Raw genomic sequence first — 23,233 nt, 5'->3', positions numbered from 1 at the left:
GCTATGGCAGACATCGAAGTCAGCAGTACGTGTGAGGAAGGGTATACGGTCACGAACGTCATCGACGACGAGTGGGAACTGGTCGTCGACGCGCTGAGCGAGGACGGTCCGTCTCCGAACCAGGTGCTGGCGGCGGACTACGTCTCGTGTTACATCCCGGCGCTGCGCGTCGCCGCAGACCAGACCGGCTACGACGATCTGGGCGCTGTCGAGGCCGAGGTTGCAGCTGATCTCGACGACGACGACGACCTCGACGCGGTGGCGTTCGAGATCAAGGTCGAGGCCGACCTCGGCGACGACGTCGAGGAGATCGTCGAACTCGGCGAGGAGATCTGTCACGTTCACTCGGCACTCCAGGACGAACTCCACGCCGAGATCACGCTGCACGACGACGTGGTCTGAGCCGCGAGGAGACGACTTTTGCCGGCGGTTACTCCGGGAACAAGAACACAACTGCAGAGGTGTTGTGATAGCCCGTATAGTCCTCGTCCGCCGAGCAGACTTCGCCGTATGTTTCGAAGCCAGCGAACGGTGCATCGATCGAACGGCTGATCGCGTCGACTGCGTCGTCGAAGTCATCTCCCAGAATCATCGCCCGACACGCACAGTCGTAGACGAACCCGCCAGCAACGGCATTGCCGCCGAGTTCGTCGGCGGCATTCGATGCGGCTGTTTCGACGGCCGACACCTGATCGGGTTTGCTGCTGTGTGTGACACGTAACTCAGTTCCTTCGGCAATGTCTACGGTAAATCCGAGAGAGCCATCAGTATTTGCGGTCCGTCCCGGCCACCGGATGTTGTACCCTTCCGTCGAAATGAACGCAGACGCGACGAAATCTCTAATCCGAGACGCGATACTCTGTGCGTCGGCGTCGGGTTCCGACTCGATACCCAGCTCGTAGCGGCCGAGTAACATTAGAAACTCCTCAGAACCGGCATCCAAGTCGTCGACGTCGATTCCGTACGACTCTCTCGCATCTGTCTGAATTGCATCTCGCCAGGCCTCGAAAGCGGGCCGTCCGTCGAGCTCGTAGACTGTGCTTCCTTCGGCCCGCGTGACAGCCATCGGCTCCGAAATCGGTTCGTGGCCGTGGTTGACCGTTACCGCGAATGGATCTTCAGAGGCCAGTAGCGCGAGCGCGACGGCGTCTGATTCGACCTGTCCATTACAGAATACGTGTGTCTCCTCTAGCCGAAGGTCGTCACCAGCAGAGCCGCCGACAATCGGAATCTGGTCGTCGTCGAGATACTGCTCGGTGAGCTTCGTGATCTCGTCTCCGATGCTGACGATTCCGTCATGGAGGTTGATTACCGCACGGTGTGGGTACTGGTCGATCTGCGGAGCATCCGGTTCCGGAAGATCGTGTACCGCTTCGAACAGGCAGCGCTTGTGGTCGGCACCCAACCCCGTCGAGAGCGTAGTAAAGAACTCCATCGAGTCCGAAGCGACGATGCCAACTGTCACGGTCTCTGCTTTCGAGCCCGCTTCAGTGAACTCTCCCGAAGACGAGCAGCCGATGACTTCGGTGTCTGAACCGACGACGCTTCGAATGCCCCACAGCACTGCATCGTAGTCGTAGACTGGTGAACAGAATACTTGACAGAAGTCGGGGCTATCAGCTTCAATGCCGTTAAGAGCCTCACGCGCTGCTGCCATACCGGCGGCGTCACCGTTATCTCCCGTTGCTTGCCCTGTACCGACCTGTGTGTCCATGTACACTGTCTAACTGAAAGGACAACTTATGTGTCACGGAGTTAGCGGAGACTCCACGGTGGTGGAAAACAAGGTAATACGAGCGGGAAACGCTCATACCCCCGGCTCGTGAACGCCTGTGTATGAGTAGCGACTGGACGAACGCGATCGCCGCGGAGCGAATGGAGGTCGACACCGAGTTCAACGACCGCGTCGAGGCCTCGTCGTTCTCGAACCAGCAGTGGAACCTCGTGATGACGGCACTCGAATTCGAGATCAACGGGGCCGAAGATCCGGAGACGGCAGAGATCGTGGCCGACACGTCGAACCTCTCGACGATCATGCCCGAACTCGATCGGATCGCCGAGCAGGGGCCGATGGGTGGTGGTGGTGGCGGCGGTTCGAGCGGCGACACCGGCGGAGGGATCCTGGGCGGCGTCAAGGACGCGCTGGGACTCGGCGGCGGTGGTGGCGGCGACGACCGCATCCAGGAAGCCGAGGAGCTCGCGGCTGAGTACGCGGGACTGCTCCAGGAGAAGCTAGAGACGAACGGGCGCTGGAGTATGGTCTGCGACCGCGCCGCGTAGCGCCCGGAGCGACGTTTCGTGACCGTGACTCCCGATAGTGGCGACGCTCTGGCCGGCCCGATCGGAAACGGTACGAAACAATCATATTCGAAAACGCTTTGTGATCGTTTTTCGTACGAGCGTGCATGCACGTCAGCGACGACTCGCCGCTCGTCCGCAACGGCAAGACGATCGTCCTCGCGCACGATCACGGGCTCGAACACGGGCCAAAGCAGTTCGACGGCGTCGAGGCGCGTCTCGATCCGAACGCGGTCTTCGAGATGGCGACCCACGACGCGGTCACCGCTCTGGCCGTCGGCAAGGGACTGACCGAGACGTACTATCCCAGCTACGACGACGAGGTGAATCTGCTGGCGAAGCTCAACGGCGGTTCGGACCTCTGGATGGGCGAACCGTACGCGGCCCAGAACTGGTCGGTCGACTACGCCGCCGAGCTGGGTGCCGACGCCGTCGGGTACACGGTCTACCCCGGCGTCAACGACGAACCGCGGCTGTTCGAGGACTTCGGGCCGGTTCAGGAGCGAGCACGCGATCACGACCTCCCGATAGCGATGTGGTCGTACCCGCGCGGACAGGCGATCAAGGAGCATCGGAGTCGGGACGCGATCGCCTACGCCGCCCGCATCGGCCTCGAACTCGGCGGTGACTTCGTGAAGGTCAAGTACCCACGCAGTCCGGGGGCCATGGCTCACGCCGTCGACGCGGCCGGCGACACCGGCGTCCTCCTCTCTGGCGGTTCGAAGACCTCCGACCGCGAGTTCCTCGAACTGGTCGAGGGCTGTCTCGACGCGGGTGTCTCCGGGCTCGCGGTCGGCCGCAACGTCTGGCAACGAGAGGACCCGTACGACATCCTCGACAAACTCGAACGGGTCGTCTTCGAGGGTGCGAGTGCAGACGACGTACTCTAAGGGACGGGAGGAGAGAGGACCACTATGAGTTCGTTCGACGACGAGACCGAGGCCGCCGTCGCCGTTGCACGGGCACAGCTCCCGGAGACAGTCCCGAGCGAGCGAGTCGTCTTCGGCTTCGACGGCTACGTCGACCGCGTCCGCGAGGTCGTCGCCGATCGCCACGATCCCGACGACTACGACCGACTGGACACGCTGGCGGGCTTTGGCGATCGCGTCCACGACTCCGTCGCGGCCGACAGCTCCCTCTCCTTCGAGTGGCTCCAGCGAGGGACCCGGACCGGCGGCCACACGAGCCACCTCGCTCGGGCCTTCGGCGGCTGGGGCTTCGATCCGGTGATGATCGGGATGTACGGCCAGCCGGTGCGTGACGTGTTCGCCGACGAGTTCGCCGACTGCGAGCTGCACTCGCTGGGACAACCGGGCTACACGGACGCCGTCGAGTTCGACGACGGCAAGCTCATGCTCATCGAGAACGGGACGACGATGGACCTGGACTGGTCGTTTCTCACGGACCGGCTCGGTCGAGAACGTCTCCGCGACCGGCTCGACGGTGCGGCCCTGCTTGGCACCGGCTACTGGGCGGAGACGCCCGACCTGCCGGACGTACTCGACGGGATCGCCGGGCTCTGGGACGACATCGACGAGCCGCCCGAGACGGTGCTCGTCGATCCCGGCGACGTACGGAAGCTCGACGCCGAGCGCCTCGACGGCGGGACCGGTGCCATCGGTCGCCTCGCGGCCAAGACGCGCGTCGTCGTCTCGGCCAACCGCGCCGAGACCCAACTCCTCGCAGAGACCTACGGCGACGGCAGCGAGGAATCGCTCGAAGCGAAGGCTCGCACGCTCCGCGAGACCTTCGACGCCAGCCTGTTCGTCTCGCACGGCGTCGACCGGTCGCTGGTCGCTGGGGCCGACGGGACCACGGACGTAGCCGTCCCGTCCGTCGACGACCCCGAGTTGACGACGAGTGCCGGCGACCACTTCAACGCCGGCCTCGCGCTGGCACTGGTCGCCGGTGTGGATCCGGCCGGTGCCGTCGTCGTCGGCAACGCCGTCGCCGGTGCGTTCGTGCGCAGCGGCGAACCACCGACGTTCGAGGCGGTCCGTGCGTTCGTCGACGAGTACGGGACGAAGTTCTAGAGCCGTCGCGTCTCGACGGCGGACCGATCCTCGAAGACGCCGTCGAGGTCCGGAACGCCGGTCCCCGCCTGCGACACCACGCGCGACGCGACCGCCACTCCCGTCGCCAGCGCGAGTTCGTCACTCTCACCGCGTTCGAGCGACGCCAGCACGCCCGACAGCAGCGCGTCGCCGGCACCGACCGTGTCGACGACATCGACGGCCAGCGGTTCGGCGTGGACGGCCCCGTCGGGACCGACGAGGACGGCTCCGTCGGCACCCAGCGACGCGACGACGCGCTCGAAGCCCCGCTCTCCGAGCGCGCTGGCGGCCGCCACACACTCCTCGACGGTCTCGACGGTCGTCTCGGTGGCTGCGGCCAGCTCCTCGCGGTTGGGCTTGCACAGCGCGTAGTCGGCCGACAGCGTCCGTAGCGTCTCGCCTTCGACGTCGACGGCCGTCCGCCACGGTCCGGACGAGGCGATGCGGTCGATGGCGTCGCTCTCCAGTCCCGGCGGGAGACTGCCACCGACGAGCACGCGGGCCGGCTCGTGGTCGGCGATGCGATCGACGAGGTCGTCGACGGCGCTCGCGTCGACGGTGGGGCCCGCCTGGTTGAGCTTGTAGTCGGCTCCGCCGGCCAGCGCGGTCGTGTTGAGCCGCGTCGGCTCGTCGACGGTGACGAACTCCGCGGGAATGTCGGCCGCTTCGAGCTGTTCCGTGACGAAGGTTCCCGTAAAGCCGCCCAGGAGCCCGGTAGCGACGGTAGCGGTGTCCATCGCTGTCAGGAACTGCGAGACGTTGATCCCCTTGCCACCGGCGTCGAACTGCGCGTCGGTCGCTCTGTTGACCGTCTCGCTGGCCAGTGGCTCGTCGAAGGTGACCGTCTGGTCGACGGCGGGGTTGTAGGTGACCGTGAGGATCACGCGTCTGCCTCCAGGACGGTCACGTCGGCCTCGTCGAGGGCGGCGGCCAGCGCACCGTCCGGCGTGCGGTCGGTCACCAGCGTGTCGACCGCGTCGAGGGCGGCGACGGTGACGAACGACTGCTCGTCGAACTTCGAGCTGTCAGCGACGAGCACGACGCGGCTGGCCTGCTCGACGAACCGGGACTTGACAGCGGCCTCGGCCTCGTTGGGGGTCGTCAGCCCGGCCGTCGCGTCGATGCTGTTCGTCCCGACGAACAGCAGGTCGACGTGGTGGTCGTCGAGGAACCGCTGGGCGGTCGGACCGACCAGCGCCCGAGTCCGGCGGCGCAAAGTCCCGCCGGTCACCGTCACCTCGATGCCTTTGTCCAGCAGGGTCGTCGCCAGATCCGGCATGTTCGTCACCGCCTCGACGCCGGCCTCGCTGGGCAGCGCACGTGCGACGGCCATCGTCGTCGTCCCGGCGTCGAACGACACCACCTGCGCGTCCTGCAACAGGTCGACCGCGCGGGCGGCGATGGCCTGTTTGGCGTCCAGTCGGTCGACTTCGCGCTGGCCGTACGGGCGCTCCTGTCCGACCGACGACGCAGGGACGGCACCGCCGTGTGATCGTTCGATCCGGCCGTCGTCTTCGAGCTCCTGTAGGTCGCGCCGGATCGTCGCTTTCGAGAAGTCGAGTTCGGTCGCGAGTCGGGCGACAGAACAGCCGTCACGCTCCGTGACGAGTTCGACGATCCGCCGCTTGCGCTCGGCTGGCAGCATTACACCGCCGTTCGTGGCCGGCGAACTTACTACTTTCTATCGTTGCTGTTCGTTTTTGCTCGAAACTGAGTGATCTAGAGCCGGTCGACGACGGCCTCGGTGACCGCCTCGGTCGAGGCCGAGCCGCCGAGGTCCGGCGTCTTCGGACCGTCTTCGAGCGTCGCTTCGACGGCCGTTCGAACGCGGTCGCCCTCGTCTTCGTACCCCAGATGATCGAGCAGCATCGCGGCCGAGAGGATCATCGCAGCCGGGTTTGCGACCCCCTCGCCCGCGATGTCCGGCGCGGAGCCGTGGACCGGTTCGAACAGCGCGTTGTCCTCGCCGACGTTCGCGCTCGGTAGCAGACCGAGGCCGCCGACCAGCCCGGCCGCGAGGTCCGACAGCATGTCCCCGGCGAGGTTCGGACAGATCACGACGCCGTAGTCCTCGGGGTGCATGACCAGATGCATCGCCAGCGCGTCCATCAGCGCGGTGTCGTAGTCGGCACCGCGGTCCGCTCCGACCGCCTCGGCGGTGTCGAGGAACAGGCCGTCGGTCTCGCGCATGACGTTTGCCTTGTGGGCGATGGTCACGTCGTCGTAGTCGTTCTGGCGGGCGTAGTCGAAGCCGAAGTCGGCGATCTTCTCGGAGGCGTCCTCGGTAATCACGCGCGTACAGGTGGTGACACCGTCGGTGATCTCGCTCTCGATGCCCTTGTAGACCCCCTCCGTGTTCTCCCGAATGAACACGAGATCCGTGTCGGGCTGTACGGCGTCCAGGCCGGGGTAAGAGATGGCCGGGCGGACGTTGGCGAAGGAGTCGACGACCTGCCGGAGCGGCAAGATCACGTCGGCGGCCGTCTCGCCGGCCGCACCGAACAGCGTCGCGTCGGCGTCGGCGGCGATCTCGCGGGTCTCCTGTGGCAGTGCCTCGCCGGTCTCGGCCTTCACTGCGTCGCCGGCCTCGCCCTCGACGAATGCGAAGTCGACGTCGAGCGCCTCCAGTACGTCGACGGCCGCGGGCGTGACCTCCTGTCCGATCCCGTCGCCGGGAATCACTGCGATCTCGTGAGTCATGCGCGTACGTCTCGCGGGCGTCGAAAAGAGGGTGTCGATACCGCTCGTCCGCCCTCGCAGAGCGGGACCGACGGACGCGAACGCCCCACGGCCTACGAACTGCGTGCGTAGGCGACGCCGACGTTGTGCGTGACGAACACCGCGAGCGCGAGCACAGCGAGGCCCGCGAGAGAGAGGTCGGCGCGCTCGATCCCGACGGTCCCGAGCCACCGCGCGGCCGTCGCCGGTCGCAGTTCACACAGCAGCCAGGCCGTGGCCCCGACTGCCGTGACGAGGCCGATACTGGCGGTTCCGGGGTCCAGTAGCGACGAGTGAGGCGTCACGCCCCGGAGTGCGCTGTCCTCTACCGTGTACAGCACGGCCAGCGAGACGGCGAGGACCGTCGCCGCGAGCACGAACCCCTCGACCGCGATCGATGCTTCGGCGACCGCCAGCCACAGGGTCCACGCCGTCGTCTCGGCGACTGTGAGACCGACCAGCGCCCCCGTCGACACGGTGAGGGCGACGCCGTTGACTGTCAGGTCCTTCAGGATGCGTTCGACGACGAGTCCGACTGCGAGGATGCCACAGCCGACGAGTGTCGTCGCCGAGGAAAGCGCCGCGGTCTGAACGACCGCCAGCCAGATCACGAGCGCCGCCGTCTCGACGAGGGTACACGCGAGTATCGAGAACGCGCGCACGGTCGTCATCCACCCCACCAGTGACGGTCGCTCACCGCGTTCGTGCGTGGCCATGACCGATGGCAGACGCCGACTTCGGTTTGTTAGCCGCTCGTTACCGCGTTCCGTCGCCGTCTGACGCTGGAAAACCCGGCGTCGTCGGCTGTCGCCGCTCGTCCTGTTAGCCGTCCTTCGTGACGGAGTTCGTCCACTTCGGGACGGCGAACTCCGTCACAGAGTCACAGCCGACGATCAGTCGTCGGAGTGGATCTCGTCTCGGGTCTGGTCGACGTAGGGCAGCGAGTCGGCCGTCGCCGCGATGGCCTGCTCGTTGGACTTCATCAGCGCGGTCGTGTCCCAGATACCCTCGACGAGGGCCTGCCGCTGGGCGCTGTCGACGCTGACGCCGATCTCGTTGCCCCCATACGTGACCGTCTCGGCCGCCACGTCGACCTCGATCTCGCCGTCGGGGTTGTCGTCGACCCACTGCTGGAGATCGTTGATCGTCTCGTGGTCGGCCGTCACGGTCGGGATGCCGAGCGCGAGGCAGTTGCCGGCGAAGATCTCGGCGAAGCCCTCGCCGATGATGGCGTCGATCCCCCAGCGCATCAGGGCCTGGGGCGCGTGTTCGCGAGAGGAGCCACAGCCGAAGTTGTCGTTGACGACCAGCACGTTGGCGTCCTGGAAGCGCTCCTCGTTGAACGGGTGGTCTTTCTGGTTGTCGTCGTCGTCGAAGCGCAGGTCGAAGAAGGCGAACTCGCCCAGTCCGTCGAACGTGACGACCTTCATGAACCGCGCGGGGATGATCTGGTCGGTGTCGATGTCGTTCCCGCGGATCGGGACGCCGCTGCCCTCGACGTAGTCGACGGAGGGGATGTCCTCGGTGGCGTCGGTCATGCAGTCTGCACCTCCTCCAGTTCGCGCACGTCAGAGACCTCGCCGGTGATCGCCGCGGCTGCGACCATCCGGGGGTTCATCAGGACGGTGCGACCGTCCTTGCTCCCCTGGCGGCCGACGAAGTTCCGGTTCGACGAGGACGCACAGGCCTCGTCGCCTTCGAGCTGGTCCTCGTTCATGCCCAGACACATCGAGCAGCCGGCGTTGCGCCAGTCGAAGCCGGCCTCCTCGAAGATGTCCTTCAGGCCCTCCTCTTTGGCGGCCTGCTGAACGCGCTGGCTGCCGGGGACGACCATCGCGCGCACGTCGTCTGCGACCTCGCGACCCTCGACGATACGGGCGGCCCGACGCAGGTCGGGCAGGCGGGCGTTGGTACACGAGCCCAGGAAGGCCACGTCGATGTCGTAGCCTTCCATGGTCTCGCCGGGTTCGACGCGCATGTGTTCCTGTGCGCGTCGCGCCGTGTCCTGCTTGCCGTCGGCCAGGTCCTCGGGTGCCGGAATCGGGTCGTGGATGCCGATGCCCTGACCGGGGGTGGTCCCCCACGTCACGACGGGGTCCAGCTCCGAGGCGTCGATGTGGACCACGTCGTCGTACTCGGCGTCGTCGTCGCTCCGGATCGACTCCCAGTAGGGCTTCAGTTCGTCGAACTTCTCGGGGTGCTCCTGGAAGTAGTCCGTCGCTTCGAGCCACTCGTAGGTGGTCTCGTCGGGGTTGACGTAGCCCGCACGGGCACCACCTTCGATGGACATGTTACAGATGGACATCCGCCCTTCCATCCCGAGGTTCTCGATGGCCTCACCGGCGTACTCGTAGACGTAGCCGACGCCGCCCTCGGTGCCGAGCCGGCGGATGATCTCCAGGATGATGTCCTTAGCCTCGACGCCCTCGCCGAGTTCGCCGTCGACCTGGATCTTCCGGACCTTCTGTTTCTCCATCGCGATGGTCTGGGTCGCCAGCACGTCCCGGATCTGGCTCGTGCCGATCCCGAACGCGAGCGCGCCGAACGCGCCGTGTGTCGACGTGTGGCTGTCGCCACAGACGATCGTCTTGCCGGGCTGGGTGATCCCCTGCTCCGGCCCGATGACGTGGACGATCCCCTGATCGCCGGTCGTCGGATCGGAGAACTGGATGCCCGCGTCGCGGACGTTCTCCTCTAGCTCGACCATCATGCTCTCGGCCGCGTCTTCGGCGTAGGGCCGATCCTGGTTCCCGGTCGGGACGATGTGGTCGACCGTCGCGTGGGTCAGGTCCGGCCGCGCGACTTCGAGGCCGCGCTCTTTGAGCATCCCGAACGCCTGGGGACTCGTGACCTCGTGGATGAGGTGGAGCCCGACGAACAGCTGGTCCTGCCCGTTGGGCAGGGTCGTGACTTTGTGCCGGTCCCAGACCTTGTCGTACAGTGTGTTCTGGCTCATACGGAATCCGTCCGTCCCTCTGTGCCGCGCTCGAAGACGCGGGTCGTGCCTTCAGTGGGAGACTCGTGGTCCACGTCGTCCATGGTGTCGGTCTCCGCTTCGTCTGTCTCCGTCGGCCGCTCGCCGCCGTCGGCGACCACTGTCGGGCCGCGACGGAACGCGCCGCCGAACGATTCGTCCGTGTGTGGATGCGTGTGATCCACGTCGTGCATGTTGCTCATGTCAGTCGTCCGCTGGTGCTTCCGCAGCGTCGGCGTCGGCGTCCTCGCCGTCCCACGCGAACAGTTCGCGCAGGTCCGCGCCGACGCGTTCGATCTGGTGGTTCTGTTCGGCCGAACGGTACTGCTTGTAGGCCGGCCGGTTGGCCTGGTTCTCCGAGATCCACTCGCGGGCGAACTCGCCGTTCTGGACCTCTTCGAGGATTTTCTCCATGCCCTCGCGGTCGATCACCGACTCACCGCGCGTGAGCCCGCCGTACTCGGCGGTGTCGGAGACGGAGTTCCACATCCCCATGTGACCGCCTTCGTACATCAGATCGACGATGAGCTTGAGCTCGTTCAGACACTCGAAGTAGGCCATCTCGGGGGCGTAGCCCGCGTCGACGAGCGTCTCGAAGCCGGCCTTCACGAGGTCGGTGACGCCGCCACAGAGGACGGCCTGCTCGCCGAACAGGTCGGTCTCGACTTCTTCCTGGAAGGTCGTCTCGATGACGCCGGCTCGCGCGCAGCCGACGGCCCGGGCGTAGGCGAGTGCCTCCTGCTTGGCGTCGCCGGTCGCGTCCTGCTCGACGGCGATCAGACCCGGCGTCCCCTCGTCGCGCTTGTACGTGCGGCGCACGAGGTGGCCGGGGGACTTGGGCGCGACCATCGTCACGTCCACGTCCGCGGCGGGCTCGATCTGGCCGTAGTGGATGTTGAATCCGTGTGCGAACTGGAGCGTGTCGCCCGCGTCGAGGCCGTCCTCGATGGTCTCGTACACGTCGGGCTGGACCGTGTCCGGGACCAGCATGACGACGATGTCGGCCTCGCTGGCGGCGGCCGCGGGCGTCTCGACGCGCAGTCCGTCGGCTTCCGCCTCGGTCCGGGACGACGAGGACTCTCGCAGTCCGACCACCACGTCGACGCCGCTGTCGTCGAGGTTCTGGGCCTGTGCGTGGCCCTGGCTGCCGTAGCCGAGGATCGCGACGGTCTTGTCTTCGATGTGCGATGCGTCTACGTCTTCGTCGTAGTAAACGTCGGTCGTGAGTTTGTCAGTCATCGTTCTCCAGTGTGTCGGCCCCTCTTTCAAGTGCTGCGGTTCCGGTCCGCACGACTTCCTGCACGTCGAACTGCTCGAACGCGCCGACGGCGGCGTCGATCTTCTGCTTGCTGCCGGTCAGCTCGACGGTGACCGACTCGGCGGTCGCATCGACCGCCTTCCCGCCGTACATGTCCGCGACGGCGTTGACGTCGTCTGGCTTCTCGCCGCTGACCTTGATCAGTGCGAGTTCGCGGCGCGTGTTCTGCTGGTCCAGTTCCGTCACCGAGATCGTCGGCACGAGCTTGCGAAGCTGCTTTTTGGCCTGCTCGATGCCGGGCTGGGGTTCCTCGATGACGATCGTCATCCGGGCCACCCCGTCGTCGTGAGTCGGACCGACGGTCAGGCTCTCGATGTTGAACTGCCGGCGGCTAAAGAGGCTCGACACCTCCGAGAGGACGCCGGGCTCGTGTTTCACGAGCGCGGAGAGCACGGCCTCGCGTGGCTCGTGCGTGACCTCCGCCTCGGGGTCGATTCGAATACCTTGCGTGTTGCGCCGCCCTTCCGGACGCATCCGCTCGTCCGGGGCCGGCCCTGGCATCCCACCGGTCATAGTTGCTCCAGATGTCGCTCGTTCAGTGCGAACAGTCCGTTGTCTCCGCCGCTCGGAACCATCGGATAGACGTTCTCTGCGGGATCGATGATCGCGTCGACGACCGCGGGGCCGTCGTACTCGCGTGCCGCCTGGATCGTCTCCTCGACGTTGTCGTACTCCTCCAGCCGGAAGCCGCGCGCGCCGAAGGCCTCCGCGAGCTTGTCGAACTCGGGAACCCACGGGTACTCGGAGGCCATCCGACGACCCTCGTGGAAGGCGTCCTGCCACTGGCGGACCATCCCGACGGCCTCGTTGTTGAGGACGACGTAGGTGATGTCGAGGTTCTCGCGGACGGCGACCGAGAGCTCCTGGACGGTCATCAGGAAGGAGCCGTCACCGTCGAAGCAGACGACCTCCTGGTCGGGCGCGGCCAGCTTCGCACCGATGGCGGCTGGCGCGCCATAGCCCATCGTCCCCAGTCCGTGACTGGAGACCCAGGTGCGGGGTTCGGTGAACTCCCAGAACTGGGAGGCCCACATCTGGTGCTGGCCGACGCCGGTACAGACGATGGTGTCGTCGGGCGTTACCTCGCTGAACCGCTCGACGACGTACTGTGGCTTCAGCGGTTCGTCGTCGGGCGTCTCGTAGTCCATGGGGTACTCGGCCTTCCACTCCTGGCACTGCTCGCGCCACTCGTCGGCGTCCGGTGCCGACGGCATCGCGTCGTACAGCTGCCGGAGCGTGGCCCGAGCGTCGCCGATCAGCGGGTAGTCCGCGTGGACGTTCTTGCTGACCTCGGCCGGGTCGATGTCGACGTGGACGATGTCGGCGTCGGGTGCGAAGGAGTCGATTCCGCCCGTCAGCCGGTCGTCGAAGCGGGTGCCGATCGCCAGCATGCAGTCGGTGTTGGTGATCGCCATGTTGGCGTAGCCGGTGCCGTGCATGCCCGCCCACTCCAGGGAGAGCTCGTGGTCTTCGGGGAAGCTCCCGATCCCCGGCATCGTCGTGACGACCGGAATCTCGTACTCGAAGGCGAAGTCTCGCAGCGCGTCGGCGGCGTCGGCCTTGATGACGCCGCCGCCCGCGAGGACGACCGGCCGCTCGGCGGCCGCCAGCGCGTCGGCGGCCTCCTGGACGTTCTCGTCGTCGGCCTCTTCTGGCACGTCGTAGGTGTCTGGCCGCTTGGGGGCCGCCGGCTCCACGTCCGTCTCCCCTTTCGTGATGTCTTTCGGGAGGTCGACCAGCGTCGGTCCCTGCCGTCCCTCGTTTGCCAGCGCCCAGGCCTCGCCAACCTCGGTGCCGACGGTGTCTGCGTCGTCGGCGAAGTAGCTGTGTTTGGTGACCGGCTGGGTGATGCCGACCGTGTCCGTCTCCTGGAAGGCGTCGTTGCCGACGAACTCCGTCGGCACCTGGCCGGTCAGCGCGATCACCGGGTCCGAGTCCATGTTGGCGTCGGCCAGTCCGGTGACGAGGTTCGTCGCGCCGGGGCCAGACGTGGCAAAGCAGACGCCGGGCTCGCCCGAGACGATGCCGAACGCGTCGGCGGCGTGGGACGCGCCCTGTTCGTGGGCCATGGTGACGTGGTCGATCTCGGAGTCGTACAGCGCGTCGTAGACGGGCATGATCGCGCCGCCCTGGACGCCGAAGACGTACTCCGCGCCCGCGTTTTCCAGCGCCCTGACGACCGACTGTGCGCCGGTCGTGACCGGGGCCGGCTCCGGTTCGTCCTCGTCGGCGTCGGCCTCGTCGGCCTGGACCGACGCTCGTTCACTCATCGCACTCACCTCGCTGTGCTGTTTTGCGTGCTGTTCTGCGTGGTCGTGTGTGTGTATGCATTGCTGGAGTCTCCTGTGATTGGTGGAAAACCGGTCCGACGATCGCTGAGAAGTGTGTGAGAAGAGGGGCTAGACAGCCCCTACAATACGGCCGCCGAGAATCGCGGTCGCGCGGCTGTCTGCGGGGCGAACCCTGGCACCAGCCTGCGCCATCATCGTGTCGAGTCTCTGTGCGTGCCACATAATAAGCGTTCCGTGACACGATCTGTCGGACGACACGCTCACCCACGGCTCGTCGGACGCGTCGGCCGGCCGATACCAGCCGCTTGTGACGGTCGCGAACCGGTCGAGGAGGCATCGCTATACCCGGACCTCCTCTTGGGACTCGGGGACGCCGATGTCCTCGGCGAAGCGTCGCAGCTCCGCCATCGTGACCCGCTTTTTCTCTGCGCCGTAGTCTTTGACGCGCCGGGTCACTTCCCGGACGTGCTCGTCCGTCGGATCGTAGCCGGCGTCGACCAGACGCTCGCGGACCGAGTGTTGGCCCGTATGCTTGCCCAGCACGAGCTGGCGCTTGGCCCCGACCATCTCGGGGGTCATGACGCCGGGCTCGAACGTGTCGGAGTTCTCGATCACGCCCGCCGCGTGAATCCCGCTCTCGTGGGAGAAGGCATTCGCACCCACCACCGGTTTGTTCGCGGGTACGTCGATGCCAGACTTCTCCTCGATGATCGCGGAGAGTTCGGTGATCCGGGTCGTGTCGATCCCCGTCTCCACGTCGTAGAGGCTCTCCAGTGCCATCACGACCTCCTCGTAGGCCGCGTTGCCGGCGCGTTCGCCGATGCCGTTGACGCTGACCTGTGCCTGGGCCGCCCCGGCCTCGTACCCCGAGATGGCGTTCGCCGACGCCAGCCCGAAGTCGTCGTGGGTGTGGACGTCGATGCGCGCGTCGGTCTCCGCGTCGACCATCTCGATGAGGTCGTAGAACCGACGGGGCGTGGCGACGCCGCAGGTGTCGGGAATGTTGATCCAGTCGGTCCCCGCCTCGGAGACGCCCTCGATCACGTCGACGAGGAAGTCCTCGTCGGTGCGCGTGGCGTCCATCGGCGAGAACATGCATTCCACACCGGCCTCCTTGACGCGCTCGACGGACTCGATCGCGCTGTCGAGTGCCTCCTGTCGGGTCGCGTGCATGGAGTCCTGTAGCTGTACGTCGCTCGTCGAGACGAACGTGTGGACCAGATCCACACCGGCGTCCAGTGCCGCCTCGATGTCCTTCTCGACGACGCGGGCCAGCCCACAGACCGTCACCGAACTGGCCTCGGTGATGTCTCGGACGGCCTCGAACTCCGCGTCGGAGTTGACCGGGAACCCCGCCTCGATGACGTGGGTACCCATGTCGTCGAGAATCGCTGCAATCTCTCGTTTGTCTTCGTAACTAAACGACGTTCGTGGCGACTGCTCGCCGTCACGTAGCGTCGTATCGAAAATACGTGCTTCTGTAATCTCAGAAGTGGAATCCAGTGTGCCCTGGAAGAACTCGATCCGCCGGAGATTCCGACGTGCCCTCTATGTTGTTGGACATAATCGTCTGATACGGGACGCTCCGTATATTTAAACCTGTCCATGCCTATTTTGAGTGATACGTCTCCCGTCGCCCTCGACAGCCGTCGAACCGCTCGACACAGGCCGCCCGTGCCACACTGTACCGTGACACTCTCCGAGAGCGATCATTCTCTCGATATAGTAGCCATTGAAAATCAATGCACACCCGATCGCACGACAGCAGTGCGATCGGTGTGTAAATCGTTTCAATTGTTACTATAGGTACACCAGACGGAGCCGTCGGTGGCGGCGCAGACGACGGGAGCAACTGCGCCCGCCCCAGGGCGACGGCGAGAGGAGGCTTTTTTTCACTCGGCTCCCAGAGACAGAGCATGAGTGAGTTCGAGGGGCTCGACCTGCAGGCTGTCGAAGACCAGATGGACACCGACGAGGGCGGGGACGGGACCGACCGAATCGTGCTGGGCGTTCTGGACGGTTCGACCGATCCGGACGAGTGGCTGGAGACGATTCACGGCGGTGCAGTCCTGGTTTTGAACGTCGACGGCGACCTGAACGAACTGGCGTCTGGCTTCGCCCGCGACGTGAAGGAGGCCGGCGGCGAACTCGTCCACTTCCGTGGGTTCCTGATCGTCACCCCGCCCGGCGTCACGATCGACACCGACCGACTGGAGTGACAGCCGGCAGTACGAGCCGAACGGTCGGAGTCGAACGCCGACAGCGGACGGTCGATCCGCACGGGCCGACAGCGGTCCCCGAGACTACGGCTCGAACAGCGTGAGGTAGTGGCCGTCCGGATCGCGGAGCCGACTGCCGCCGTCGACGTGTTCGACGGAGTGTGCGGCCTCCCGGACCCGTTCCGTGAGCGTCCGCGGAGCGGCCGCTTCGACTCCCCAGTCGACGTGGACGCCGCCGCGGGCGTCGGCCAGTCCGAGCTGCGGTTCCCACAGTTCGAGGTCGATCTCGCCCGTGGTCAACCGGACCCGACGGCGCTGGTCGCCACGATCGATCACCTCGAAGCCGAGCGTCCGGTAGAAGTCGACGGCGCTGTCGAGCGCCTCGACTTCGAGCACGATCTCGAACAGCCCCACCACACCGTCACCGGTGTCGACGGTCGCTGCGAGTTCGACGCAGTTGCCGTCCGAGTCGTAGCAGTACAGCGAACGGTCGTCACCGAACCGATGTTCGTCGACCGTCAGCTGCCGGTCGAGGCGTTCGTACCAGTCGTCGGCGGCCGCTCTGGAGACCGAGAACGCGTAGTGAGTGTGGAGACCACCGCGCGGGACCGCTCCCGGCGTCCGGATCCAGAGCGTCGCGTCGCCCGCACCGAAGGCGACCTCGTCGCCCCCGTCCTCGCGGACCGGAAGGTCCAGCACCGACCCGTAGAACTCCCGTGCCCGGTCGAGGTACTTCACTTCGAGTGTCAGGTGTCGGGGCGCACCGACCATGGGGATCCTACGTCGCCCGTCCCAAAGGCGTTGGCGACGGTCTCCGAGCGCACCCGCAGCGGGCGCGTTCCAGCCGCTCCTGTCGACGCTGTCACACTCTCCGTGGTGAACTACCGTCCCGCGGGGGCGTGCTTTTGTGTTTCCTGTCCCTACTACGGACACGATGAAAGGATCCGGCTCCGCGACGGACTGGCAGGAGATCGATCGCTGGGACCACGGCGTCGGCTGGCTCGCCTACCCGGACGAGACGATGCGGCGAGCGAGCCACGCCATCGAGGTCGACGGCGAGGTGTGGCTCGTCGACCCAGTCGACCACGATGGCCTGGACGACCTCGTCACGGACCTCGGGTCGGTGTCGGGCGTCGCCGTCCTGCTGGATCGGCACAAGCGAGACGCCGCCGCGGTCGCGAACCGCCACGACGTTGCGGTTCACGTGCCGGCGTTCATGCGCGAGATCGCAGACGACTTCTCGGCCCCGGTCGAATTGATCGAGCGGGAGCTGGGCGAGACGGGCTATGAACTGTACGAGCTCAAGAACAACGGCTTCTGGAAGGAGGCGGCGCTGTACAGCGACGACACGGAGACGCTGGTCGTTCCGGAGTCGCTCGGCACCTCGTCGTACTTCCGAGCCAGCGGCGAGCGGCTCGGCGTACACCCGATGTTGCGGCTCTTCCCGCCGCGGAAGCTCGCCCGCCTCTCGCCCGAGCGGGTCCTCGTCGGCCACGGCGCGGGGATCCACGAAGACGCGGCGGCGGCCGTCCAGGACGCCCTCGACGGCTCGCGGACGCGGGCTCCGTCGCTGTACGCCAGGACCGCCAGAGAGTTCATCTTCGGGTAGGTCGACGACGGAACTATGAGCGTTCGTGTCGAAGTACAACCGTGATCTACGCGACGCGTGGCCTCGTCGAGTCGCTGCTCGGAATGGGCCGTGACGCCGATCCGGACTCCGTGACCGTCGCCGTCTCGGTCACGCCGGCCGGCGACCTTCCGGAGGCCGATCTGGACCCGACGACCGACGTTTTCACACACTTCTACATGCCCAGCGCCGGCAACTCCGTCAGTGCTGTTTTCGGCTTCGACCTGGGGACACCGGTCGCCCAGAGCAACGGCCGATTCGTCTCACACCCCGAGGGCCGTCTGGACGTGACGAAGACCGACGACCTCCACGAAGTGATCTTCGTCGCCGTCCCGCCCTGGGACGAGGAGTCGATCGCCGCGTTCGACCGGCGTGGCGAGGAGTTGTCGCTCACCGTCCTCGACGTCGCGCCGCCGGAAGAAGCACTCGAGTGACATCCTCCGCGCCGTGAACGGCGCGGCTTCCCTGCATGGGAATGCCGGCTAACTACCGGCAGAGGGTTCCGACCCGACCTCGCCGAGCGTCATCCGCCGTGGTTGGCTCTGCTCGGTGGGGATCGCGGCGCTGTCACAGGCGCTCCCATCCCGTGAGATGTCATCGCTTGCCGGTTTCAGCGGCAGGCTCTCACCCCACGGGTCGTGGCGGCCAGCAATGTTGACCGCCGCGTTAATGTCTGCGTGATACTCCGTGACCCAACACTCGTCGTTCGTACACCAGAACTCGTCGCCGTTCCGGTGTCCGACGTGGCCGCACTCGTGGCACGTCTGGCTCGTGTACTCCGGGCGGATGTATTCGACCGGAAGCCCGGCCTCTCGTGCTTTGTCCTCGATGCGCTCCTGTAAGCGAGCAAACGCCCATGCGTGGAGGCGTCGATTCATCCACTCGCCGTAATCGAGTTCTTCGCGGATGTACGAGAGGTCTTCCAGAACGACCACAGGCTTCTCGAAGCGGCTTGCGTACTCGTTTGCCTGTCGAGACGCCTTCTCGATGATGTCCGTGAGTGCGTTCTGGTAGTGGTCGAACCGTTCGTCAATCCGCCACGCGGTGGCCTCGCGCTCTTGGAGTCGCTTCAGGGTCGTGTACATCTCCTTGCGGAGGTGACGAGCGCGGCCACCGTTGATGAGTAGTGGGTCGGTCGGAGTGTCCTGCTCGCAGGCACAGCCCGCGAGCAGGTGCGCTTCGCCAATGTCGAAGCCGACTGGTGTTACATCGTCGTCTGTCGGTTCGTAGTCTGGTTCTTCGACCGGGAACTCGACGGTGACGTGAAGCGTCCACGACGTGTGGTGACGTTGCAGACGGAGCTGTCCCGCTGACGCCTCACCGTCCACGAGGTCGTGCCACAGTTCTTCTTGAGCGGGGTTGATACGAAGCGGTATCCAGAAGTTCGTCCCGCGACCGGGCTGTGGCACCCACCACGTAAACTCGTAGTCCCGTTCCGATGAGTAGTCAAACTCGGCGGCTTGGTTGGTGAGTCGAATTGGGTGGTCGTCGTCCAGCTCCTGTGCATCGTAGGTGCCGTGCAGTTGCGGAACGTAGTTACACAGGGCCGCCTTCGCCTGATACGGCAGGTCGTAGGGCGTTACCACGTCGCTGGTGGCGGTCATCGTCTCGCACCCGGCCCCGAACGCCTCGTGGAGTCCTGCCCGGTAGGTGTCGAGCAGGTCGCACAGTTTACGCTCTTTGTGGGCTGTCGGCGGGGCGAGCGTGGCCTCCAGCGTTTTCGTGGTTGTCGCGGTCATACTACTGGTTTTCCACGTAGTCCATCAGCACGTCGATGCTCACTTGACCGGTCGTGGCGAGGAAATATCCCGGTTGCCAGAACGCATCTTCGAGCGTTTGTTTCACCTCGGGGTACTCCTGCCGAATCCGGCGGGATGTGACGCCCTTGAGCGAGTTGATGAACTTCGTGAGGTCTGTGGTTGGCTTGGTCGTGAACAGGATGTGAACGTGGTCAGTACCGCCGTCCACGTTCTTGATGTCGGCCTCGAAGTCCTCTGCAATCTCGTGTGCGACTTCAGCCACGCGCTCCAGCCGCTCATCGGTGAGGATGTCGGCGCGGTACTTCGTGACGGTCACGAAGTGATATTGGAGCGCGTAGACCGTGTGCGACCCAGATTGCAGGTGAGACTCCATTTGGCCTTACCAAATATAAGACACCCAATTTCAATAACTCTTGTGCCAATGGGTATTCGGTCGGACAGAACCGAGTGGACTGTCGCACCGAGCTTACACGATTCACGCCCGCCGTGAACGGAGGGATTCTCTCGCTGAATCAAGATAGCTACTCGATGTAGCCCAGATCCTGCAACTGTTCGGTGATGTCCTGGAACTCGGCCTCGGTGAGTTCGCCCTGCTGTTGGTGCTGAATGACGATGCTCCGGAGCATGAAGCGAACGAGGTCGCTCGTCGACGAGAAACTCGTCCCCTCGATCGTCTCTTCGACCCTGTCGGCCAGGTCTTTCGGGATCGACACCGTGGTGTAATCGGACATACCTCCGGTTTGCCGCGCTGGCGGATAGTCGTTGCGGGCTCTGGATCCGCCGGTGTCGGCCGTTCGTACCGTTGGCCGTACCGTCGACGACGTTCTCCGGGCCGGGCCAGGAACCGCTCGCGGACGGCGGCGTCAGGGCTGGTCGGCGGTCGTGTCGAACTGGCCCATCTCGGCGTGGTTCGTCGGGTCGAAGGTTCTGGGCGCACCACAGCGCTCGGTCCACGACTCGGTCGCCGTCGACTCGGGCGTACGGTCGGACGGGCGCGTGTAACTGCCTTCACTTGCCGGGTCGGTCGTCGCGTGCTGTTCGTCGGTTCGGGTCGTCGTGTCAGTCTGTATCCGGGTTGCCATCGTCTGTTTGGAAGAGTGGTGTCGTTCGAGTGGCGCGGTTCAGTGTGTCGCTGTCGGCGGCGGCTGCGAGTGATACGCTCATCGGTACTTCACCTTCTCCCCCGGTCCTTAATAAAAGTTAATGATTAATCCGGGAGCCCGAACGAGCCACCCTCGGACGGGCCGTTGTCGCGGTTTCCCGACGAGTGTCTCCGTGGCGACGCTCCCCGGTACGCCACGTCGACGCTCCGTGTCAGACGACCAGTTCCTTGGGATACTCCGTGAGATTCTCGTAGCCGTCTTCGGTGACGACGACGAAGTCCTCGATACGGACGCCACCGACCTCGGGATCGTACAGGCCCGGCTCGACCGTCACGACGTGGCCGGGTTCGAGGACGCCGCCGTTCGGTGCGACGCGCGGGAGTTCGTGAACGTCCAGCCCGACGCCGTGACCGGTGCTGTGGATGAATCCTGTCTCTGTCGACTCGTCGCTGCGCAGCGTCGGCTGGCCCGCCTCTTCGTACACGTCACAGACGGCGTCGTGTACCTCGGCACCGGTGGCACCGGGCTCGATCGCGTCGAGGGCGGCGGCGTGTGCTCGGGCGGTGAGTTCGTACCACTCGGCCACCGTCTCGTCGGGTTCGCCGACGACGAACGTCCGGGTCATGTCGGCGTGGTACTTCGACGCCTTGTGCTGCGGGAAGATGTCGACGATGATCGGCTCGCCGGCACGCAGCGGCCCGCTTCCCCTGTCGTGGGGATCTGCGGCGTCGCTCCCACAGGCGACGATCGTCTCGTCGAGCGCACAGCCGTGGCCCAGTAGCGTCACCTCGATCTCCTCTTTGATCCGCTCGCTCGTGAGCCGCTCGCCGTCGTAGAGCAACTGTCCTTTGGCCGCAGTGCGACTCTCCCGGAGCAGTTCCTCGGCCGCGGCCATCGCCGCCTCGTTGGCCCGCTGGGCGGTCTCGATGTGTTCGATCTCCTCGTCGGTCTTGGTCGCTCGGAGCTCCGTGATCACGCTCTCGTCGTCCGACTCGACGGTCACGCCGCGGTCTCGCAGTCTGTCGGCCGTCGAGAGAGGGAACCGCGGCGGTGCGGCGATCGACTCTACGTCGTACGAGTCGAGGAACGCAGCGATCACGCGGCTGACGGCTTCTCGTGGGCCGTACTCCTCGACTTTGCTCTGGTAGCCGAAGTCGACGTAGCGCTCGACGGTGTCGGCGCGGGCCTCTTTGTTCGCCCGTCCGTACTCCAGGCTCCGGGAGAAGAGCAGGTGGACCTCCCCGTCGTACAGCGTCAGGAAGGGATCGGGCGCGTCGAACCCCGAGAGGTAGTACTGATCGGCCTCTGTCGAGTCGGCGTCGATCAGGTAGCCGTCGAGATCACGATCGTCCAGGGCGGCGTCCAGTTCGCTGAAGTCTGGATCCATGTTCCGTCGTGCGTTCCCGACCTTCATTAGTCTCTCGGGGCTCAAACAGACACGCTCTTGGTCCGGCCAGCCGACCGGCCGGACGTGAACGCCGAAATCAGTCCGTCGACGGTCGGTGGCACGGCACGAGCGCCGCCGTCGAAGAGTTACACGCACCGGGCAATTCTCGCAGCGGGATACGCCGACGGCGCGGTCGTACACGACCCGCTCGTCAGTGCCGACACGAGGGCGACGATGAGAGCGGTCACCGCCTTCGGCGGCGGCGTCGCGCTACGGGACGAGGAGACGGTCCTCGACGTGACCGGCTTCGACGGGCGGCCAGAGACTCCCGACGACGTGATCGACTGTGCGAACAGCGGCACGACGACGCGGCTCGTCACCGCCACGGCCGCCCTCGGCGACGGGCTGACCGTCCTCACCGGTGACGAGTCGCTGCGCTCCCGGCCGCAGGGACCGCTGCTGGACGCCATCACGACGGACCTCGACGGACGCGCCGAGAGCACTCGTGGGAACGGCCAGGCACCCCTGGTCGTCGGCGGTGCCGTCGACGGCGGCGAGGTGTCGATCCCCGGCGACGTGTCCTCCCAGTACATCACCGCGCTCCTGATGGCCGGTGCCGTGACCGACGGGGGAATCGACGTACACCTCGAAACGGAACTCAAGAGCGCGCCGTACGTCGACATCACGCTGGAGGTGCTTGCCGACTTCGGGATCGAGGCCGAGGCGACGCCGGACGGCTTCGCGGTCCCCGGCGGCCAGTCCTACGCGCCGACCGACGGCGAGTACCACGTCCCCGGTGACTTCTCTTCGATCTCCTACTTGCTGGCCGCGGGCGCACTCGCCAGCGAGGACGGACTGACGATCACGTCCGCGTATCCGAGCGCGCAGGGCGACACGGCGATCGTCGACATCGTCCGCGAGATGGGTGCCGGCGTCGACTGGGACCGCGAGGCCGGCGAGATCGAGGTCACGAGCGCACCGCTGTCCGGCGTCGAGGTCAGCGTCGCCGACACGCCGGATCTCCTGCCCACCATCGCGACGCTGGGCGCGGCGGCCGACGGGACCACGCGGATCGTCGACTGCGAGCACGTCCGCTACAAGGAGACCGACCGCGTCAGCGCGATGGCCGAGGCGCTGACGAAGATGGGCGCGAGCGTCGAGGAGCGCCAGGAGACGCTGACGATCCACGGCGGCGAGAGCGACCTCCAGGGGGCGACGGTCGACGGGCGCGCCGACCACCGGATCATCATGGCGCTGTCGATCGCCGGTCTCGTCGCCGACGGGACGACGACCGTCGACGGCATCGAACACGTCGACGTGTCGTTCCCGGACTTTTTCGACGTACTCGGCGACATCGGTGCGGCCGTCCAGCACTGACACTGCCGGTGTCGGTGACGCGTCTTCGTCGAATGGCGAACAGACGGCACGGACCGCTCGCGCGCCGCTGTGCCGTGCTCCCGCGAGACGACGCGCGACGAACAGTC

Annotated in this window: 26 protein-coding genes; 8 read left to right on the top strand and 18 right to left on the bottom strand. The window is 65.9% G+C overall.

Annotated features, from left to right (window positions below):
• Positions 1–3: 3 nt before the first annotated feature.
• Positions 4–402, top strand: a complete 399-nt coding sequence (locus tag HMUK_RS12915) for an OsmC family protein (RefSeq protein ID WP_015763614.1) — start codon at positions 4–6, stop codon at positions 400–402.
• A 28-nt stretch (positions 403–430) separates the two neighbouring features.
• Here the strand turns inward: HMUK_RS12915 and HMUK_RS12910 are convergent, their stop codons facing one another.
• Positions 431–1,714, bottom strand: a complete 1,284-nt coding sequence (locus tag HMUK_RS12910) for an FIST signal transduction protein (RefSeq protein ID WP_015763613.1) — start codon at positions 1,712–1,714, stop codon at positions 431–433.
• Between the two features lie 122 nt (positions 1,715–1,836).
• Here HMUK_RS12910 and HMUK_RS17785 point away from each other — a divergent pair, with 122 nt between their 5' ends.
• The 3 genes from HMUK_RS17785 (at position 1,837) to HMUK_RS12895 (ending at position 4,331) form a co-directional block, all read left to right on the top strand.
• Positions 1,837–2,280 (top strand): DUF5799 family protein, encoded by a 444-nt coding sequence (locus HMUK_RS17785; protein ID WP_015763612.1) that lies wholly within the window; start codon positions 1,837–1,839, stop codon positions 2,278–2,280.
• A gap of 125 nt (positions 2,281–2,405) precedes the next feature.
• On the top strand, positions 2,406–3,188 hold the full coding sequence (locus HMUK_RS12900; RefSeq protein WP_015763611.1) for a class I fructose-bisphosphate aldolase: 783 nt from the start codon (positions 2,406–2,408) through the stop codon (positions 3,186–3,188).
• A gap of 24 nt (positions 3,189–3,212) precedes the next feature.
• Positions 3,213–4,331, top strand: a complete 1,119-nt coding sequence (locus HMUK_RS12895) for a PfkB family carbohydrate kinase (protein ID WP_015763610.1) — start codon at positions 3,213–3,215, stop codon at positions 4,329–4,331.
• Here HMUK_RS12895 and pfkB read toward each other — a convergent pair.
• The 11 genes from pfkB to HMUK_RS12840 form a co-directional block, all read right to left on the bottom strand.
• On the bottom strand, positions 4,328–5,236 hold the full coding sequence (gene pfkB, locus HMUK_RS12890; RefSeq protein WP_015763609.1) for a 1-phosphofructokinase: 909 nt from the start codon (positions 5,234–5,236) through the stop codon (positions 4,328–4,330). The genes HMUK_RS12895 and pfkB overlap by 4 nt on opposite strands.
• Positions 5,233–5,997, bottom strand: a complete 765-nt coding sequence (gene glpR, locus HMUK_RS12885; protein WP_015763608.1) for an HTH-type transcriptional regulator GlpR — start codon at positions 5,995–5,997, stop codon at positions 5,233–5,235. The genes pfkB and glpR overlap by 4 nt, the downstream gene beginning before the upstream one ends.
• Positions 5,998–6,071: 74 nt before the next feature.
• Complete coding sequence (locus HMUK_RS12880; RefSeq protein WP_015763607.1) at positions 6,072–7,052, bottom strand: isocitrate/isopropylmalate dehydrogenase family protein; 981 nt, start codon at positions 7,050–7,052, stop codon at positions 6,072–6,074.
• A 92-nt stretch (positions 7,053–7,144) separates the two neighbouring features.
• Positions 7,145–7,786 carry a hypothetical protein gene (locus HMUK_RS12875; RefSeq protein ID WP_049940839.1) on the bottom strand — a complete coding sequence of 214 codons (642 nt, stop codon included), beginning with the start codon at positions 7,784–7,786 and terminating at the stop codon, positions 7,145–7,147.
• 177 nt (positions 7,787–7,963) lie between these two features.
• On the bottom strand, positions 7,964–8,608 hold the full coding sequence (gene leuD / locus HMUK_RS12870) for a 3-isopropylmalate dehydratase small subunit (protein WP_015763605.1): 645 nt from the start codon (positions 8,606–8,608) through the stop codon (positions 7,964–7,966).
• Entirely contained in the window at positions 8,605–10,026 is a 1,422-nt protein-coding gene (leuC, locus tag HMUK_RS12865; RefSeq protein ID WP_015763604.1) for a 3-isopropylmalate dehydratase large subunit, read from the bottom strand. The genes leuD and leuC overlap by 4 nt, the downstream gene beginning before the upstream one ends.
• Complete coding sequence (locus HMUK_RS12860) at positions 10,023–10,247, bottom strand: hypothetical protein (RefSeq protein WP_015763603.1); 225 nt, start codon at positions 10,245–10,247, stop codon at positions 10,023–10,025. Before HMUK_RS12860 ends, leuC begins: the two co-directional genes overlap by 4 nt.
• A 1-nt stretch (position 10,248) precedes the next feature.
• On the bottom strand, positions 10,249–11,283 hold the full coding sequence (ilvC, locus tag HMUK_RS12855; protein WP_015763602.1) for a ketol-acid reductoisomerase: 1,035 nt from the start codon (positions 11,281–11,283) through the stop codon (positions 10,249–10,251).
• The gene (ilvN, locus tag HMUK_RS12850) at positions 11,276–11,863 is read right to left on the bottom strand and encodes an acetolactate synthase small subunit (protein WP_049940896.1); all 588 of its coding nucleotides are present in this window, start codon (positions 11,861–11,863) and stop codon (positions 11,276–11,278) included. The genes ilvC and ilvN overlap by 8 nt, the downstream gene beginning before the upstream one ends.
• A gap of 8 nt (positions 11,864–11,871) precedes the next feature.
• The gene (gene ilvB / locus HMUK_RS12845) at positions 11,872–13,632 is read right to left on the bottom strand and encodes a biosynthetic-type acetolactate synthase large subunit (RefSeq protein WP_015763600.1); all 1,761 of its coding nucleotides are present in this window, start codon (positions 13,630–13,632) and stop codon (positions 11,872–11,874) included.
• Between the two features lie 360 nt (positions 13,633–13,992).
• Positions 13,993–15,177, bottom strand: a complete 1,185-nt coding sequence (locus tag HMUK_RS12840) for a LeuA family protein (RefSeq protein WP_174259137.1) — start codon at positions 15,175–15,177, stop codon at positions 13,993–13,995.
• A 392-nt stretch (positions 15,178–15,569) separates the two neighbouring features.
• Here HMUK_RS12840 and HMUK_RS12835 point away from each other — a divergent pair, with 392 nt between their 5' ends.
• Entirely contained in the window at positions 15,570–15,872 is a 303-nt protein-coding gene (locus HMUK_RS12835; protein WP_015763598.1) for a DUF5779 family protein, read from the top strand.
• A gap of 84 nt (positions 15,873–15,956) precedes the next feature.
• Here HMUK_RS12835 and HMUK_RS12830 read toward each other — a convergent pair whose 3' ends face one another.
• On the bottom strand, positions 15,957–16,643 hold the full coding sequence (locus tag HMUK_RS12830; RefSeq protein ID WP_015763597.1) for a VOC family protein: 687 nt from the start codon (positions 16,641–16,643) through the stop codon (positions 15,957–15,959).
• Between the two features lie 163 nt (positions 16,644–16,806).
• Between HMUK_RS12830 and HMUK_RS12825 the strand changes: the two genes are divergently transcribed.
• Both HMUK_RS12825 and HMUK_RS12820 read left to right on the top strand, forming a co-directional pair.
• Positions 16,807–17,481 (top strand): hypothetical protein, encoded by a 675-nt coding sequence (locus HMUK_RS12825; RefSeq protein ID WP_015763596.1) that lies wholly within the window; start codon positions 16,807–16,809, stop codon positions 17,479–17,481.
• Between the two features lie 41 nt (positions 17,482–17,522).
• Complete coding sequence (locus tag HMUK_RS12820; protein WP_015763595.1) at positions 17,523–17,933, top strand: hypothetical protein; 411 nt, start codon at positions 17,523–17,525, stop codon at positions 17,931–17,933.
• Between the two features lie 48 nt (positions 17,934–17,981).
• On the opposite strand, the gene HMUK_RS12815 is transcribed toward HMUK_RS12820, so the two are convergent.
• The 5 genes from HMUK_RS12815 to HMUK_RS12795 form a co-directional block, all read right to left on the bottom strand.
• Positions 17,982–19,238, bottom strand: coding sequence for an RNA-guided endonuclease TnpB family protein (locus HMUK_RS12815; RefSeq protein ID WP_015763594.1), 1,257 nt, complete (start codon positions 19,236–19,238; stop codon positions 17,982–17,984).
• Position 19,239: 1 nt separating this feature from the next.
• Positions 19,240–19,632: an IS200/IS605-like element ISHmu5 family transposase gene (gene tnpA, locus HMUK_RS12810; protein ID WP_015763593.1), complete on the bottom strand. Its 393-nt coding sequence runs from the start codon at positions 19,630–19,632 to the stop codon at positions 19,240–19,242.
• Positions 19,633–19,780: 148 nt separating this feature from the next.
• Positions 19,781–19,990, bottom strand: coding sequence for a ribbon-helix-helix domain-containing protein (locus tag HMUK_RS12805; protein WP_015763592.1), 210 nt, complete (start codon positions 19,988–19,990; stop codon positions 19,781–19,783).
• A gap of 132 nt (positions 19,991–20,122) precedes the next feature.
• On the bottom strand, positions 20,123–20,341 hold the full coding sequence (locus HMUK_RS12800) for a hypothetical protein (RefSeq protein ID WP_015763591.1): 219 nt from the start codon (positions 20,339–20,341) through the stop codon (positions 20,123–20,125).
• Positions 20,342–20,573: 232 nt separating this feature from the next.
• Positions 20,574–21,749: a M24 family metallopeptidase gene (locus HMUK_RS12795; protein ID WP_049940895.1), complete on the bottom strand. Its 1,176-nt coding sequence runs from the start codon at positions 21,747–21,749 to the stop codon at positions 20,574–20,576.
• An 84-nt stretch (positions 21,750–21,833) separates the two neighbouring features.
• On the opposite strand from HMUK_RS12795, the gene aroA reads away from it, so the two are divergent.
• Positions 21,834–23,126, top strand: a complete 1,293-nt coding sequence (gene aroA / locus HMUK_RS12790) for a 3-phosphoshikimate 1-carboxyvinyltransferase (protein ID WP_015763589.1) — start codon at positions 21,834–21,836, stop codon at positions 23,124–23,126.
• Positions 23,127–23,233: the final 107 nt, after the last annotated feature.

Origin of the sequence: Halomicrobium mukohataei DSM 12286, assembly GCF_000023965.1 — an archaeon.
GTDB classification, from domain to species: Archaea; Halobacteriota; Halobacteria; order Halobacteriales; family Haloarculaceae; genus Halomicrobium; species Halomicrobium mukohataei.
This window is presented reverse-complemented; position numbering and strand designations above follow the sequence as displayed.

Coding starts and splice junctions, on each gene's coding strand:
- HMUK_RS17785 (WP_015763612.1), top strand. CDS start 1,837: ATGAGTAGCGACTGGACGAACGCGATCGCCGCGGAGCGAATGGAGGTC.
- HMUK_RS12825 (WP_015763596.1), top strand. CDS start 16,807: ATGAAAGGATCCGGCTCCGCGACGGACTGGCAGGAGATCGATCGCTGG.
- HMUK_RS12895 (WP_015763610.1), top strand. CDS start 3,213: ATGAGTTCGTTCGACGACGAGACCGAGGCCGCCGTCGCCGTTGCACGG.
- leuD (WP_015763605.1), bottom strand. CDS start 8,608: ATGACCGACGCCACCGAGGACATCCCCTCCGTCGACTACGTCGAGGGC.
- HMUK_RS12915 (WP_015763614.1), top strand. CDS start 4: ATGGCAGACATCGAAGTCAGCAGTACGTGTGAGGAAGGGTATACGGTC.
- HMUK_RS12900 (WP_015763611.1), top strand. CDS start 2,406: ATGCACGTCAGCGACGACTCGCCGCTCGTCCGCAACGGCAAGACGATC.
- leuC (WP_015763604.1), bottom strand. CDS start 10,026: ATGAGCCAGAACACACTGTACGACAAGGTCTGGGACCGGCACAAAGTC.
- tnpA (WP_015763593.1), bottom strand. CDS start 19,632: ATGGAGTCTCACCTGCAATCTGGGTCGCACACGGTCTACGCGCTCCAA.
- ilvC (WP_015763602.1), bottom strand. CDS start 11,283: ATGACTGACAAACTCACGACCGACGTTTACTACGACGAAGACGTAGAC.
- ilvB (WP_015763600.1), bottom strand. CDS start 13,632: ATGAGTGAACGAGCGTCGGTCCAGGCCGACGAGGCCGACGCCGACGAG.
- HMUK_RS12805 (WP_015763592.1), bottom strand. CDS start 19,990: ATGTCCGATTACACCACGGTGTCGATCCCGAAAGACCTGGCCGACAGG.
- HMUK_RS12880 (WP_015763607.1), bottom strand. CDS start 7,052: ATGACTCACGAGATCGCAGTGATTCCCGGCGACGGGATCGGACAGGAG.
- HMUK_RS12795 (WP_049940895.1), bottom strand. CDS start 21,749: ATGGATCCAGACTTCAGCGAACTGGACGCCGCCCTGGACGATCGTGAT.
- HMUK_RS12860 (WP_015763603.1), bottom strand. CDS start 10,247: ATGAGCAACATGCACGACGTGGATCACACGCATCCACACACGGACGAA.
- HMUK_RS12875 (WP_049940839.1), bottom strand. CDS start 7,786: ATGGCCACGCACGAACGCGGTGAGCGACCGTCACTGGTGGGGTGGATG.
- glpR (WP_015763608.1), bottom strand. CDS start 5,997: ATGCTGCCAGCCGAGCGCAAGCGGCGGATCGTCGAACTCGTCACGGAG.
- HMUK_RS12835 (WP_015763598.1), top strand. CDS start 15,570: ATGAGTGAGTTCGAGGGGCTCGACCTGCAGGCTGTCGAAGACCAGATG.
- HMUK_RS12815 (WP_015763594.1), bottom strand. CDS start 19,238: ATGACCGCGACAACCACGAAAACGCTGGAGGCCACGCTCGCCCCGCCG.
- HMUK_RS12830 (WP_015763597.1), bottom strand. CDS start 16,643: ATGGTCGGTGCGCCCCGACACCTGACACTCGAAGTGAAGTACCTCGAC.
- HMUK_RS12910 (WP_015763613.1), bottom strand. CDS start 1,714: ATGGACACACAGGTCGGTACAGGGCAAGCAACGGGAGATAACGGTGAC.
- ilvN (WP_049940896.1), bottom strand. CDS start 11,863: ATGCCAGGGCCGGCCCCGGACGAGCGGATGCGTCCGGAAGGGCGGCGC.
- HMUK_RS12800 (WP_015763591.1), bottom strand. CDS start 20,341: ATGGCAACCCGGATACAGACTGACACGACGACCCGAACCGACGAACAG.